At 37.9% G+C, this 15,839-nt stretch carries 13 protein-coding genes and 1 pseudogene; 6 read left to right on the forward strand and 8 right to left on the reverse strand.

All coding sequences use genetic code 11. The features are described from left to right. The 3 genes from CD039_RS09415 to CD039_RS09425 form a co-directional block, all read right to left on the reverse strand. Positions 1 to 5,220 (reverse strand): YPDG domain-containing protein (locus CD039_RS09415; RefSeq protein ID WP_142384382.1); only part of this gene is annotated, 5,220 nt, incomplete at its 3' end. A 548-nt stretch (positions 5,221 to 5,768) separates the two neighbouring features. Continuing rightward, positions 5,769 to 6,470: a DUF4064 domain-containing protein gene (locus tag CD039_RS09420; RefSeq protein ID WP_103372095.1), complete on the reverse strand. Its 702-nt coding sequence runs from the start codon at positions 6,468 to 6,470 to the stop codon at positions 5,769 to 5,771. Positions 6,471 to 6,565: 95 nt separating this feature from the next. Then, the gene (locus tag CD039_RS09425; RefSeq protein WP_103372096.1) at positions 6,566 to 7,039 is read right to left on the reverse strand and encodes a peptide-methionine (S)-S-oxide reductase; all 474 of its coding nucleotides are present in this window, start codon (positions 7,037 to 7,039) and stop codon (positions 6,566 to 6,568) included. Positions 7,040 to 7,286: 247 nt separating this feature from the next. Between CD039_RS09425 and CD039_RS09430 the strand changes: the two genes are divergently transcribed. Beyond that, a complete protein-coding gene (locus CD039_RS09430) occupies positions 7,287 to 7,553 on the forward strand; it encodes a hypothetical protein (RefSeq protein WP_002472660.1) in 267 nt (88 codons plus the stop codon). Between the two features lie 182 nt (positions 7,554 to 7,735). Here CD039_RS09430 and CD039_RS12185 read toward each other — a convergent pair. Further along, a pseudogene (locus CD039_RS12185) lies at positions 7,736 to 7,984 on the reverse strand (MFS transporter); the annotation flags it as partial. 12 nt (positions 7,985 to 7,996) lie between these two features. Next, complete coding sequence (locus CD039_RS09435) at positions 7,997 to 8,938, reverse strand: MFS transporter (RefSeq protein WP_313955606.1); 942 nt, start codon at positions 8,936 to 8,938, stop codon at positions 7,997 to 7,999. Positions 8,939 to 9,358: 420 nt separating this feature from the next. Between CD039_RS09435 and CD039_RS09440 the strand changes: the two genes are divergently transcribed. Continuing rightward, positions 9,359 to 9,622 carry a hypothetical protein gene (locus CD039_RS09440; protein WP_103372097.1) on the forward strand — a complete coding sequence of 88 codons (264 nt, stop codon included), beginning with the start codon at positions 9,359 to 9,361 and terminating at the stop codon, positions 9,620 to 9,622. A 26-nt stretch (positions 9,623 to 9,648) separates the two neighbouring features. On the opposite strand, the gene CD039_RS09445 is transcribed toward CD039_RS09440, so the two are convergent. Continuing rightward, positions 9,649 to 9,861 carry a YozE family protein gene (locus tag CD039_RS09445; protein WP_103372098.1) on the reverse strand — a complete coding sequence of 71 codons (213 nt, stop codon included), beginning with the start codon at positions 9,859 to 9,861 and terminating at the stop codon, positions 9,649 to 9,651. A 743-nt stretch (positions 9,862 to 10,604) separates the two neighbouring features. On the opposite strand from CD039_RS09445, the gene CD039_RS09450 reads away from it, so the two are divergent. The 4 genes from CD039_RS09450 to CD039_RS09465 all read left to right on the forward strand — a co-directional run bounded on the left by CD039_RS09450 (position 10,605) and on the right by CD039_RS09465 (position 13,365). Continuing rightward, entirely contained in the window at positions 10,605 to 10,856 is a 252-nt protein-coding gene (locus tag CD039_RS09450) for a hypothetical protein (protein WP_103372099.1), read from the forward strand. Positions 10,857 to 11,011: 155 nt separating this feature from the next. Continuing rightward, positions 11,012 to 11,512 (forward strand): HTH domain-containing protein, encoded by a 501-nt coding sequence (locus CD039_RS09455; protein WP_103372100.1) that lies wholly within the window; start codon positions 11,012 to 11,014, stop codon positions 11,510 to 11,512. Between the two features lie 105 nt (positions 11,513 to 11,617). Further along, positions 11,618 to 12,589, forward strand: coding sequence for a hypothetical protein (locus CD039_RS09460; protein WP_103372101.1), 972 nt, complete (start codon positions 11,618 to 11,620; stop codon positions 12,587 to 12,589). A gap of 17 nt (positions 12,590 to 12,606) precedes the next feature. After that, positions 12,607 to 13,365: a hypothetical protein gene (locus CD039_RS09465; protein WP_103372102.1), complete on the forward strand. Its 759-nt coding sequence runs from the start codon at positions 12,607 to 12,609 to the stop codon at positions 13,363 to 13,365. A gap of 166 nt (positions 13,366 to 13,531) precedes the next feature. On the opposite strand, the gene CD039_RS12165 is transcribed toward CD039_RS09465, so the two are convergent. Continuing rightward, complete coding sequence (locus tag CD039_RS12165) at positions 13,532 to 14,947, reverse strand: peptidoglycan DD-metalloendopeptidase family protein (protein WP_103372103.1); 1,416 nt, start codon at positions 14,945 to 14,947, stop codon at positions 13,532 to 13,534. A gap of 224 nt (positions 14,948 to 15,171) precedes the next feature. Further along, entirely contained in the window at positions 15,172 to 15,837 is a 666-nt protein-coding gene (locus CD039_RS09475; protein WP_103372104.1) for an ABC transporter ATP-binding protein, read from the reverse strand. Between the last annotated feature and the right edge of the window lie 2 nt (positions 15,838 to 15,839).

Consider the following 15,839-nt stretch of genomic DNA (forward strand, 5'->3'; position numbering starts at 1 on the left):
AGTCACTTTCACATTTGGTGTATCAGTAGAACCATCTGGATAGTGTACTGTTATCGGAATGTTCACTTCTGTGCCTGGCGTTGCATCAGCAGGTGGAGTCACCGTTACCTTACCTGTATTTGGATCCACATCGATTACCCAACCTGTTGGAACATCTTTCGGTCCTTCGAATCTTGTACCTTCTGGAACATCTTTATCTTTAGTTTGTGGTACTTCTACTGGTTTGCCCGGTTGTGTCTTAGCGTCATCATATCCTGGATCATGGTGATCAGTATCAGCATCTGCATCAGAGTCACTGTCTGAGTCAGAGTCGCTGTCTGAATCTGAGTCGCTGTCGGAGTCGGAATCGCTGTCTGAATCAGAATCACTGTCCGAGTCGGAGTCACTGTCGGAATCAGAATCGCTGTCTGAGTCTGAATCACTATCTGAATCTGAGTCACTGTCCGAGTCTGAATCGCTATCTGAGTCGGAGTCGCTATCGGAATCTGAATCACTGTCCGAATCTGAGTCACTGTCGGAATCGGAATCGCTATCTGAGTCGGAGTCACTGTCGGAGTCGGAATCGCTGTCTGAATCAGAATCACTGTCTGAGTCAGAGTCGCTGTCTGAGTCAGAGTCGCTGTCTGAATCTGAGTCACTGTCCGAGTCTGAATCGCTGTCTGAATCAGAATCGCTGTCTGAGTCAGAGTCGCTGTCTGAGTCAGAGTCGCTGTCTGAATCTGAGTCACTGTCGGAATCTGAGTCACTATCTGAATCGGAGTCGCTATCTGAGTCTGAATCACTGTCAGAATCCGAATCGCTATCTGAGTCGCTGTCTGAGTCTGAATCACTATCTGAATCTGAGTCACTGTCGGAATCGGAGTCGCTATCTGAGTCTGAATCACTGTCAGAATCCGAATCGCTATCTGAATCTGAGTCACTGTCAGAATCCGAATCGCTATCTGAATCCGCATCGCTATCAGCATCCGCATCTGATTCTTCAGGTTCATCTACAATAACTTTCGCATTAACTTCATCTGTTGAACCATCTGGATAATGTACAGTTACAGGAATTTCAATTTCAGTACCTGGTTGAATATCTTCAGGTGGCGTTACTGTTACTGTTCCTGTGTTTGGATCTACGTCTACTGTCCAACCTGGTGGTACGTCTTTCGGTCCTTCAAATTGTGTACCTGGTGGTAAATCTGAGTCTTTTGTTTGTGGTACTTCTACCGGTTGTCCTGGTTTCGTTGTTTTATCTTCGTAACCTGGGTCGTTTTGACCTGCATCAGTCTCACTTGGATCTTTAGGAATTATTGTTACTTTTGCATTCGTTGTGTCAGTTGATCCATCTGGATATTTAACTGTCACTGGAATGCCTACTTCTGTGCCTGGTTTAGCATTATTAGGTGGTGTTACTGTAACTGTTCCTGTATTTGGATCTACATCTACTGTCCAACCTTCTGGAGCATCTTTCGGTCCTTCAAACTGTGTACCTGTTGGTAATTCTGGATCTTTCGTTTGTGGTACCTCAACTGGTTGACCTGGTTTAGTCGTTTTAGGATCATAACCTGGATCATGCTCTTCAGAATCTGGTGTTGTTACTGTCACGTTAGCGTTTGTAGTATCAGTTGAACCATCTTGATACTTAACTGTTACTGGAATACCAACTTTAGTACCTGGTTTAGCATCTTTAGGAGGTGTTACTGTAACTGTTCCTGTATTTGGATCTACATTCACAGTCCAACCATCTGGAACATTCTTAGGTCCTTCAAATTGTGTACCAGGTGGTAAATCTTTATCTTTTGTCTGTGGTACTTCTACAGGTTGTCCTGGCTTAGTCGTTTTATCCTCGTAGCCTAGGTCATTTTCTTGCGCATCGTTTGGCGTTACTGTTACTTTCGCGTTTGTTGTGTCTGTTGAACCATCTGGATATTTCACTGTAACTGGGATGTCGACACTTGTGTTTGGATCTACATCCGCTGGTGGTGTAACCGTTACTTTACCTGTATTTGGATCTACATCTACTGTCCAGCCTGTCGGTACATCTTTAGGGCCTTCGAATTTTGTTCCTCTAGGGATTGATTTATCACCAGTCTGTGGTACTTCTACAGCTTTACCTGGTGTTGTAGTCTTCGGTTCATAGCTTGGATTATGATCATCAGCATTAGAGCTAATTACATCAATGCTAGCATCTGTATCAGTTGTTGAACCATCTGGATAAACAACAGTTACCGGTACAGTAATACCTTGTCCACGATGAGCAGTAATAGGAGGTGTTGCTGTGATTACACCTGTAGTTGCATCAATAGAAACTGTCCAATCTTTTGGAATTTCATCCGTATTAGTAATTCTATAAGTAGTTCCCTCTGGAAGATCTGTCTCCCCTACTTGAGGTACATCAACTGGAACACCTGGTCTAGTAGTAGCATCGTCATAATACGGGTCGTACTGAGATGCTTGATCTTCAATAACAGTGATTTTAGCTGACGCGATTTCTCTTGATCCATCCGGATACTCTACTAATACTGGGACATTGACCACATTACCAGGAAGTGCATCTTCTGGAGATGTTGCAGTAATTTCACCTGTATTTCTATTAACTTCTACTGTCCAACCACTTTCATTAAAACTTTTATCTAAAGAATAATGCGTATTAGCTGGCATATCAGTATCTTTATTCTGAGGAAGTCCAATTGTACCTCCAGGTCTTACTTCGCCTTCGTCATAACCAGGAGAGTTATTATAAGCATCATCAGCAACGATTCTAATGTTTGCTTTTGCTTTATCAACTGTACCGTCTGGGTAATAAACTCTTACAGGTACGTCAATTTCTTCACCAGGTTTAGCATTCTCACTAGTTTTTACAGTTAATTCACCAGTAGTTTCATTGATTGAAACCGTCCAAATTGCGTCATTTGAGAATGATGAATCAATACCAAATCTAGTGTTTGCTGGTATATTGTGCTCTTGTGTTTGAGGGTCTTGAATCGTTTCACCAGGTCTTATAACTTTATGATCATATCCAGGATTATATAAATACGCATCACTAGCTACTACTGATACTTTAGCAGGTATCTTTTCAGATGAACCATCTGGATAAGTTACTCTAACTCGTATTTCTTGATCAGTTCCAGGACGTGCATCTTCTGGAGGAGTGACACTTATTTCTCCCGAATTCGCATCTACTATTACTGTCCAGCCTGGCATAACTGGGAAGTCGCCTGCTAACTCATAACGACTACCAGAAGGTACAGTTGAATCACCAATTTGCGGAAGCTTAACTGTTACAGCTGGGAATGTCGTCTCATCATGATATGCTGGAGAATACGCTTCTGCATCTGATACATTCAGATGAATAGGAGCATCGACGACTACATCATCTGGTGCAGCTCTCAAAGCTCCACTATAATTTTTAGGATAGATTATATGCACAGGAATATGTACATCTTCACTTCTTTTTGCATTTGCTGGTGGTATTGCTGTTACTTCACCAGTATTTTCATTAACAGTTGCTGTCCAACCAGTAGGAACTTCATTTGGATAGATTACAAATTTAGTTCCAGGAGGTAAATCTTTGTCGTGAATCTGTGGCGATTTCACAGTTCCACCAAGATTTACTTCTACCTTATCATAACCAGGATGATAATCACGTGCTGGTGTAGCTACCCCATATTGAGATAAAGCAGAATCAATTGCAATATTATAATGTGTGTTGCCAACTACATTAGTATCATTTGTACTTGTAACTGCGTAGTTATATTCTTTATTTTTACCTAGACCTAATTCACTTACGTTAATAGACCAAGATTGATTTAAGTAATTAGCCGTTAATACACCAGTTGAAGCTTTATAGCTTAGAGTGATCTTATTTAAATTAGCTCCATCAATATTTTGACCTACGCCTATTTGTCTATGAATACGGTCAGCATATTTTAATGTGCTATGAGGCCCAACATTATGAGAAGTTCCATCATCATCATTCTTAACGAATGAAGCATAACCTTCCATTTCATGTTCAGGTTTGACATAATCTCTTTCACCAGGATTAAAGTGAGTATCAATTTTAAATCCAACTGCATTTGGTAAACCTTTTACAGAAGTGATACCACCGTATTGAGTGAATTTATTGATGTTATCTCCTGCGAACATGAAGCCCCAACCGTCTCCATTAGTAGAAGTTCGTTGCTCATTATTAGCAATATCATAAGAGAAAGTGAAATCCTTAGCGAAGCTGACTTTATCCTTTAATAAGAAACCTGACTTAGCGCCTCTTCTGTTTGCCATTTCATAAGTATTTACTCTTTCTCCGCCACCAACATAGTAATCATTGTATGCAGGTGAGCCTAACTGAGTATATGCACCATCTAAACCTTTAATGGTTTTGCTAGTTCTTACATCTGGAGCGCCATCGGACTCTCTAAACCCAGCATAGCCACGCACAGCTACTGGATTTTGATTTTGCTCATCACTATATTTTTTAAGTGCTTCAAATAACACAGCTTGTTTAATTTCTTCAGCAGACGCTTTTGTTGTATCAATATTTAAATCATTAATAGCTTGTTCTGCTTCCTCATTTGATACACCCGTAGTCTTCGCATAGTAATCTACAGCTGAAGTACGGTCTTCAACGTTATTGATATCTGCATGTGTGTCTTGAGTTTCTACTTTATTATTAGAAGATTGTGTTATTTCTTTATTATTCTCAACAGATTGAGCTGGCTCTTCTGTTTGAACTTGATCAGTTTCATTAGAAGTTGTTTCTGTAGATTGATCTTCTTTCTGTTGTGTAGATGGGTCTACTTGAGATGAAGAAGTATCATCGTTAGATGCTTTCGTTTCATGTTGAGAAGGTTGTTCAGATTGAACATCAGTCGCTTCTTCTTGAGTTTGATCATCTTGAACTGATTGCTCAGTTGAGGATGTTTCATCAGTGGCTTGAGATGCTTCTGTTTCTGTTGCTTGCGTGTCGTGTGACGTTGTATCAGTTGTTTCAGGGTTAGATACCGCTTCAGCCTCAGTTGATTCCTTAACAGAACCTTCACCCTTATCATTATTACCTACTGAATGACTGCTGTTCGCTTCAGTATCTTCAGCAGCTTTGGCATCACTGTTTGCACCAAAGATAAGAGTGGCACCAATTAAGATTGATGCAGTCCCTACAGTGAAACGACGAATAGAGTATTTGTTCTGTCTATTCGGTAGGAAATCTAATCTCCCTTTTCTCTTCTTGTTTCTCAAAGAATGATCCTCCCTATAGTATAAAATGTGTTATTTCTTGAAGTCATTATCTGACGCCTTAACTATACCACACAACTATAGTTGACACTAGTCAATATTATTTTGATTAATTTATCTATTTATTTATATAGTTTTAATACTTTGTCGCTTTAATACAGAGTATATAAACGTTTGTTTTATTTTAATGCAAACCTTATTAGAGTGTGTTTGTCTTTAATAGTAACTAGCAATTAATAATCATAAATATGTACTCTAATTGAGAATTTCACTGAATAATCTCATTCTTATTGAGAAACTGTGTATAAAAAAACAAAGCACGTCTAGTGCTTTGAGAAGTTAATGGAAACTTACTTTAATAATAATTATAGATAAGTGTGTTTATTATATTAGCGACGAACTTAAGTCCTCTAATCTCTCGCTTACGTTCCTAAAATGCCTTGCAAAAAATTTTCGTAAATTTTTCACAAATGCACTTTAACAAGCTTTTGACATAGCAAAAACCCACAATCCTAACCATCAGTCAGAATCGTGGGTTCATCACAAAAATATTATTTATCACGAGGATCTTCGACGTGTAAGTCATCAGCTTTCTCTTGTAAGTCTTCTTTCATGTCCTCGCGAGCATGTTCTTTACCGAAACGTGCTTCTTGATGCTCGTTACTATTGGCTTCAGTAAACCCTGTTCCATTACGTTCAGAAGAATGATCTTCTGATTTCGTAGTTCCAAACTGTGTCGGTTCTTTCTGTTCTTCATTAGCTTCTGTGAAATCAGGACGTCCATCATGTTGATGATCATCGCGACCACTATATTGTTTACCTGCTTCTTCATGATAAACACTGTCTTGATTCTCTCGGTGCATATCATCTTGATTGTGGTTCTTCGGCTTTCTCACTAAAAGCATGATACCTGCAATTAAGAAGAGAATAGTACAAATCCAATTTGCGAAGATGAACACGATACCTGCGATGATGAGTAACACACCCGCAGCAACACGACTTTTCTTAATGAGGAATACTGCAATTAGGGCTAAAATAGTTCCGATAATTGAAATAACAATTAATGTAGTCATCGATGAGCTTAAATTTTCCATACCTTGTCGTGCTTGTTCAACACTTTGATCTGAGTTTACTGTGTCTGGATCCACACTGTCAGAGTTGAATAATGGTTTTGCAACGGCAAATAAGATAATTCCAAGTATTGAAACTACAATTCCAATCCATGAAAGGACTTTTTCTGCTGTTCTTTTCATAAATATGTAACCTCCTTTTCTATCTCTATCCCCTATTTAAAAGTAATTAATCTCTAATTTCAAATATTAATTAAATATTTGTTGTTGTAGTAAGATTAATTTTTATATTTATCAAATATATATTGGGGAATGTGACAATAGTCGTTAGGATGACGATCTAAGTAGTCTTGATGCTCTTCAGCACTCGGAATATAATTCGTTAAGGGTAATACTTCTGTCGCGATGAGATGATGATCTTCAAACTGGTCTATAAAGTCTTGTGCCTCGCTAAGATGTGCTTTCGATTCACTGTAGAAACCCGTGCGATATTTCAACCCTACATCTTCACCTTGCTGATTCACGCTATAAGGGTCAATGATTTCAAACAGATATTCCATTAGCTTTGTTACGCTCACTTCATCAGGGTCGAATGTGATCTTCACCGCTTCAGCATAACCATCGTACTCTCCGTCGAGGGTCGAAGTCGTTCCGTTCACCCGGCCCGCTTCCGTCTCTTTAACTCCAGGGATAATCTTCATAAAAGCTTGGACACCCCATAAACAACCGCCTGCTAAATATGCTGTTTCCATCTTATCTCCTCCCTTGTCATACTAGTTTCTTCAATAGTTAGTCAAAGCTTATCATTATCATTTTTATTGTCAAAGGCAGATGATGTTATTTGCAAAAGCAAATGGAGTAGCGAAAAAATTATAAGTCTACACAAGTAAAATTTTTGTATTTTTAATAAAAAACTCGTTATACTGTCGGTAGAGAAAGGCTGCGTGAATAGGCACAATTACTGGCGGTCCCAATACTTATTGGGAGGATTGATAACGCATGTCTGAACAAGAGCATTTCGACATAGCACTCGATCCTAAAGAACTCAACATTGACTGGGATAAGGCCACAGTCGATGAAGAGGAGTTACTCGAAGCAGGTTATCCTCTGGCCTTACTCGTCAATTGGATCGAGAACAATATCATTGCACCTTTCTCTGTTGAAAACAGTAAACGCCATTTCTACACTAAAGAAGTGTTTAAGGCGACTGTTTATCATGTCATGAGCCAAAAAGCTCAAGACGATGATAAGAAAGTAATGGACTAGTCTTTGGCTAGTCCATCTTTCTTATTTATTAGACGCCCCGCATGTTCATTTTTACAAAAATAAGACGGCCGACCCTCTAAAGTCAGTTCTATCGCAGAAAATGACATTTCCTCAACAAATTCCCTATACAATATAAAAAAGCTCCTACACGAAATCACTTCGCATAGGAACTTAATTAAGCTTTAAGACGTATGGGTATTCGGGTTCGTATATTTGTAACGTCTTTGTACATAATAGTAGAGACACATAGCTAAGAGAACGACAATAGCAATCGCTATATAGAGCCAACGATATCCAATAGCTGAGATAACGAAACCTAAGACGAACGGACCGATACCTGAGCCTAAGTCTAAACAAATAAAGAATGTGGATGTGGCTAAGCCCATCTTGTCAGCAGGTGATTGTTGAATCGCAATCGTCTGACTGCTAGGAACGAGCGTACCTTATCCTAGACCGACAAAGATAGAAGCGAGAATAATCAACCATGTATTCACTGAACCGGCAAGTGTAATGAGTCCGAGCGCAAAGAGGATAAATGTTGGGAACATGATGAAATTAGCCCCTTTGTGGTCGAATATTTTACCGGTAAATGGACGAGAAATAAATGAGATCACCGCATAGAAGATAAAGAATAAACTAGATGCAGTGACGAGATCCATTGTCTCCGCAAAGCTCTTAATATAGGAAAGAATACTTGAGTAACAGATACCTATAATAAAGATAACGATTGAAATCGGTAAGGCTTCCGGTTGAAGGAAAGCTTTCCATCCTTTAGGCTGATTCTGTTTATCGTTTGAACGCACAACTGGGATGCGTTTAATAAATAAGGATAGGATAAATGCAATAACGATAAAGATGAGACCAAATAGGAAGATATGTTGGAAACTTGCTTGTTGAGAGATGAGTATACCCACAAACGGTCCGATAGCTGATGCGAGAATATTACTTAATGAGTAATAACCGATACCTTCCCCTTTACGTGAGGCAGGCACGACCTTGGATGCCATAGAGCTTGTTGCGTTTGACCCGATACCGAATGCGAGTCCATGGATAAAACGCACGATATACAGTATCACGAGTGTCGCTGCAATGTAGTAGAGCGCCACGGCAATAAATGAGAATATGACACCAAAGATCAACATATATTTCAGTTGAATCGAGTCGATGAAACGTCCGGCAACTAGACGTCCAAAGAGCATGCCGATAATAAAGATTCCTGCTGCTAGTCCACCGAGACTTTCACTCGTATGGAACGCATGTATCGTATAAGAGGTCACTGTAACGAATAACGCGAAGTGAACCATATACATCAGAAAGTTCACGACAGTGACGTTGATAAAGTCACGCGTCCATAAAGGCTCTTGTACTTGTGATTTATGAGCCATGTTCTTCACCTCACTATGAGTTAATCGTTAATTGATTCACACATATTATTTATACTGGTTGTTTAAGTTAAAACGTGCCGGGCTACTTATTAGTTTGAAAATTGAATGTCGCGTCGATGGTTGGAAAGTAAATTTACGGAGAAGGGTAGATTGATTTAGTGCTGAATCTTTCGTACTGGCGTATCAATATAGAATTCTATTTAAAGAAGGTTTACAGTTGTTTGCTATGAAATAATGTTTAAAAACGACATAATTGAGCTATATTTACTAATGAGAAAGGCTCACCTTTCTTCATTCCTTAATTAACGACAATGTAGAAGATCAATCTTAGGATTGTTTGCTCTGTGGAGAGGCTTGTTTTTTAGCGAGTCTCTCCGGGGCAAGCCTCTCCGCTAATTTATTAGTGAGGAGGCTGATACATTGGCAAACTATGAAGGAACTGACATCCAAATTGATCCGAAAGAGATTGATTTGGATTGGAGTCAGCTGATAACTGACGAACAAGAGATGTTAGAAGCTGGCTACCCACTTGAGCTCATTGCTCATTGGGTCGACAACAACATTCTCGAGCCTTTCTCAGTCGATAATCAGCGCCAGTTCTACACACAAGATGTGTTTAAGGCGACTGTTTATCAAGCTATGGAACAACAATCCGTAGCTGATAATAAAGAAGTTATGGACTAATTTGTCCATAACTTCTCCCTTATTATTTATTGAAATAAATCTTCAAACACTGATAAAGAGCGTTTCACTGTCTCGATGTATTGTTCTTTCACTAAAGGTTGCTCGTTAAAGTACTCCAATATATGTTCCAGTACGGTTTCTTCTTTGGGAAAATTAACATCTTGTTCTACGTAGTCTGCAAGCTTTCCTAATGGCGTGTCATCTCCCACGAAACTTTGTAAAAATTCGTAAAAACTCATGACTTTACCTCAAAATCTTACAGCTGTCAAATTCGAATCCTGTTACGAAGATAAAGTTTATTATTCCTTTCGCCAAACTCGGAATTCGTTTCCGCTTGTAATTCCTTATTTCCATTTTAACAGACAACTAATTGTATTGTTAATAGTGACATTGTTACATTTTATTGTACGACAGATTTTTATGACTTATTAAAAAATCATGTAAAATCTATTGACTTTAACTAAGTTGTATGTCCAAAAATGGTTTATGCTTACTCTTATTGCATCATCTACTAGTGTAACATTAAAAGAGTTGTTTTTATACCTAGTTTCATAATTTTATTGAAAATACTTTTCTCTCCTATGTAATACATTTTCAACTTTCGTATTTATTTTACGGTACGCTCCTTTATTACCTCTATTTATATATACTTTCTTTCGTGATGTGTAATCTACTTTCTAAAACCTATATTAATGAAGAAACAAATGTGAACTGTCACTTCAATCCGCTCTCTATTTAAACCTTTCTCGATCCTTTCATAAAGCTGTGATGAATTCAAAATATAAATTTGAAATTTACAAATTCCTAAAAATCCGCGCGCTCGCTTCAAATTTCAAAAATTTGAAGCGAGCGCATTTTTCATGTCCTTTTTTATATCTTTCTAATCTTTATAACTCCTTCTATTAAAAGAGCTGAATAATGATGTCTCCTGCTAAAGCAGTCGACATTTAGAGACGAACGAAAAGGAAGGAGGATTAGAAAGATGTTGTATTTACACATTAAGGCCATTCTCAATAGAAAACAGCAATCCATTCAGACCATTATTAAGATTTACGAGCAACATGAAGATAGTGTTACGTCATGCGAAATGCACAAATTAGGGATGCTTTTTCACCAAGTTTATGCAGAATTACTTAACACGACAACAGCAAACGAACTCAAATTGGTAGCATCCACACCACAAGAACTACTCGAATGGCTTGTCATTCAACACTATTATTACGAAACATTCTGACGCATGCGACACATATTGTCGTTACAAAGATATTTAAATTTCTACAAACGAACGTCAAGGCTAACAATTTAATAGTTTATTGTTTTCAAACTTTATTCTAAACGACCTTAACTGTCTAAGGTCGTTTTTTATAATGAATTTATAGAGGTTAAGAGGTGGTTATCATCGAACAGGCATACCGTTTACTTGAAATTTATACGAAATTACTCAACCGCGACACAGTAAATACGGCATTGCTTGCTGAAGAATTTAAAGTCGATCGCCGTACTATTCAACGTGATATCAGCAATATTAAACATTACTTTTACGAGAAAAGTCTTATCAACGAACTCGATTATGAAATACATTTTAACTTTAGTGAAAACAGTTATTTCATAACAAATAAGACTGACCGCTCACTAAATAATTTAGAAACTGTTAATTATGAAATGACGCATCAAACATATAAGAAGATTAAGCAGACCTATCGAACACAAGTTATTCATCAAGATGCGCAACACATCAAGGTTGAAATGAAACTTTCAACGATTGAAGCCATCAATCTCTGTTTCCAATATCGTAAATCTTTAAGATTGATTGCTCCAGAATCACTCTATGCTCAATTCATCACAGAGCTCATCAAGCTTGAGATGATTTACTTAAAACACAAAATTTAATAAATGATGGAAGGATGAACACTGAATTAGAGATTCAGTGTCGTCCTTCTTCTATTATAACTATCTTAGATGCCTCAACATTTACAAAAAGGAGTTAGAACATATATGAAAAAGAGAATAATTTCAACACTCAGTATCACTGCCCTACTACTCGCAGGGTGCCAAGGACACGATAGCCATGAGGATGGTTCAAAGGATAAGAAACAAACATCTAGTAGTAAATCTACTTCCTCTTCAGATAGCAAAAAGTCCTCTGAAGATAAGTCAAAATCCGAAGATAAAAAGATGAAAGAAGTCACATTCGAAGATTTATTCAAAAATGGTAAAGGGCATATGCTATACGATATCAAAGCAAAGTCTTATCATGTCAACGAGTCAGTAGACTTTGATAATATTGAAGACGAAAATAATAGCTTAGAACATATGTACTACGTTAAAGATAACAAAGGTCTTGAATATAATGTTGATTTCAATAAAGATGATTCCTATACTTTTAAAAACTTCACAAAATACGATACAGATACACAGAAATCTAAAATAGAAAAACTTGAGAAACGTCAATTAAATGACCGACTACTTAATGAAGATAAGGGTAAAGTTAACTATCATGCTGATTTGTCGCCTTTCTATCGCTTCAATTACGTTAAAGATGGTAAATTTGATGGCGTTTCATATCTATTTTCAAAACACGATCTTAAAAAGAAAGATGAATTTGATATTGATGAGCCTAAAAAATGGATGGAAACTCACACCACAGATAAAGACCTAGAACAGTATAAAAAAGACGCTCAAAAAAATTATAGACCATCCTATAACATGGCCATCAAACCTTTTGAATACAAAGGGAAGATGTATGCAGGTTTAGCTGAGGGGACTGAACTGGACAATGGCGTGGACCAACAACAAGCAATACCTGAAGTACTCATAACTGAAGTACCGAAAAATACAAAAATAGTCGTAAATAAAGATCATAAAGATAAAAATACGACCGTTCTAGACTACAGAAAAAGCGATGATGGGTCTAGAGAAGCAAAAGAGAAAAAAGACAAAGAAGAGCGTGACTTAGATAATATTTAATAAAGGGGAGTCTACATATGAAAAAATTGACTAAAAATTTATCGATTATTATCGCATTCGTTTTGCTTATAAGCATGTTAGGTGGTTGCGGAAAGAGCATACGAAATAAAGAAGAAGTGACAATTAAGGATATTATTAATGATCCTGAATTACATTTTATCTACATTACTTCTAATGATAGTGGCGGTAAATCAGAGGGAGGCTTTTTTACGAAAGGTGGAAAAATTAAGGCAATAGGGTTTAAGCATCCAGTAGATATATCTAAACTTTCTCGTACTAAAGCTAAAGACATTGAAAAGAAATTCAATGTTGAAAAACCTAAAGAAAAAAAGTTGAAGAAATGGCATGAAGTAAAATCTTATGGTGAGTATATTGGTCCAGATGGCACACCAGTTATGACAGGACTCTTCTCAAAAAAGATTTCTAAAAAAGCGTTAAAAAAAGATGGCATGAATTCTATGATGAACAATGATAACGCACTACTCTTATATACTTCTACCGAAGCACAGCCTTCACAAGATCCAAGCAAAAAAACGATTACTTATGGTTCGTTTAATATGAGTACGGATGATATTAAAAAAGCCGTGTATAAAGTTGAAGGTAAAGATGAAGAAGATTCCTATGATGATGAGGAAGAATTTGACGGAGAAGAAGACCTACGTACAGTTGTCAATTATAATATTACATTGCCTAAAAAAGTAAAAGAAATTAAAGATTTAGATCCTAAGGATAAAGATGTTCAAATAGTAAAATTCGAAGATATTTACGATGAATAAACTATATCTTAAAAATTAATGGAAAGAGGCTCTTTCATAACCTACTCTCGTTATGAAGGAGCCTCTTTTTATGCTTTATTACAGTCTAGAGCTACTACAAATATCAAATTTAAAACGACGACCACAGCACTTTTATCAAACTTAAGACGCCCGGCTGTCTTCTAATTTAAGAAATTGTTCCCCACATACTTCCCATTTGGTCGGTGTTGCGATTCCATGTACGTATTGGTAAGTAGCGACGACCACCATTAGAGTCGTAACCTAACCATACGTAACCATCTTGTTTCATCACTTCATCGTAATGAATTGTTTGACCTGCTTCTAAAGTTCCGCCACGTGGCATATTAATAAATGGGCCTGTCTTACGTGTAATAATAGAAGTATTTGGAGTAAATGACGCATGTTCTTCTTTATATAGCGTGCCGTATTGATTTTCTTGGAAACCAGTATGTGAAGCACTAGAACTACCGCCACTTTGACCTCCGTTACCGTAACCTAATGATTGTAAGAACGGTAATGGATTCTCATCTGTTTCGTTACTTGGATAACCATTCATGCGTTGGAAGTGTAGATGTGGACCTGTAGACGCACCTGTATTACCTGAATAACCGATAATTTGACCTGTCTGAATTGTTTGGCCTGCTGCTACGTTGAAACCACTGAGATGCATATAGAATTGAGAATGTTGACCGTCTGGTTCTTGAACAGTAATCGTGTTACCGCCACCCATTTGGTCCCAGCCTGCATACTGAACTGTGCCTCCAGTAATCGCACGGACTGGCGTTCCTTGTGGCATCGGTAAATCAACGCCATAGTGCATACCATTATTATTCGGTAGAGGGTAACTACCAAACCCGTATGATACGTTATACGCATTTAACCATTCTGCTGAACCATAACTTGGCATCGCGAAGAAGGATGTTTCAGGTGTACTTTCTTGAGTGTTTGTCTCACTTTCTGCCACTTCGTCTTGAGGTTGTTGCGTAGCTTGTGTCGTTGCTTGTGTCGTTGCTTGATTAGAACCTTCCACATTGATATCGTCACCTGAATTCTCTTCTTCAGTTGTTGTTACTCCCTCGTTCCCTTGGTTAGACTGCGCGCTGTCTTCTGTGCCTTGTTGCCATTCATCTGTTAATTTTTGTTGGTATGTATAATCTGCATCTTTAGCTTTATTTGTTGAAGACGCGTTATCCTCTTCAGCATTCGCTTCTACGTCTACGTTCTGCTTATCTGACGTTGATGTTTCTGAAAGATCTTGCTCGTCTTCACCACTAACCGTTTCACCTTGTTGTTGTGACACTGCTTGTGAATCCTTCGCTCCTTGTTGGCTCGCTGTTGTAGCATCAGCCACTTCGTTATTTTTAACTTCCTCAGCGTTATTTGATTGAGGTTCTTCTCCAGCTACCTCTCCTTGAGCATCAGTTGTTTGTTGCACTTGTTCTGCATTGTCCGCTTCTGCTGCCTCAGCGATACTATTATCGCCCATATGTATCCATAAACAAGTTCCCACTATCAGTGATCCAACGCCGACAGTAAGCTTGCGAATTCCAAATTGTTGGCGCGATGATTGCTTCCGTTTCATTTATGTAACACTCCTCAATTTAATTACTGTTCCCATTGTTTCACGCCTTATAGTAAAAAGCCATTAAATTCAAATATCATTTATATTACATAAATGTAATATATAATTTTAAAGAAAATAATCATAATTGTGTCTATTATAGCTAACGACATACAAAAAACGTTTGCATCCTTACATGGCATAAAGCCCCTTCACACCTCATAAGAATACAAACGTCACTCTAATTATTTCTGCTTCGTTAAACGACCGTCCACTAATTGAAAGACTTGATCGCAATAATCGGTCAAACGTTCATCATGCGTTACTATAATGCACGTTTTTTCCTGTTCTTTACTCATATCTCGTAGAATACGCATGACTTCCATCGCATTTTCAGTATCCAACGACGCGGTAGGTTCGTCTGCTAAGATCAGCGATGGGTTGGTATATAGCGCTTTAAGAATCGCCACGCGTTGTTTCTGACCGCCAGAAACTTGTTCAGGCAGTTTGTTGACGACTTTGCTTAAACCTAGGCGCTCTAACATGTTCTGCAACACCTTATCTGACATGACATCTTTCTTTTCCTTTCTCAATAATTCAAATTGTTGTTTAACTGTGAGAAAGGGAACTAAGTTTGAGGTTTGTAATATAAAGCCTATTTCATTCATACGAATATTTGATAACTGCTTTTGAGATAATTGCGTTATATCCTGCTCATTAATCACAATTCGACCTGATGTGGGTGTTTGTAGCGCACCTGCCATGGTCAACAAAGTACTTTTACCTGAACCGGAAGGACCAACGATAGCGACAATCTCACCTTTACCGAGCTTCAAAGTAGTGGGTTTCACAGCCTCAATCGTCTGGTCGCCATCTCGAAAGTCTTTCGTCACTTGATCAAATTCAATCACTT

The organism is Staphylococcus argensis, from assembly GCF_002902305.1.
Classification (GTDB): Bacteria; Bacillota; Bacilli; order Staphylococcales; family Staphylococcaceae; genus Staphylococcus; species Staphylococcus argensis.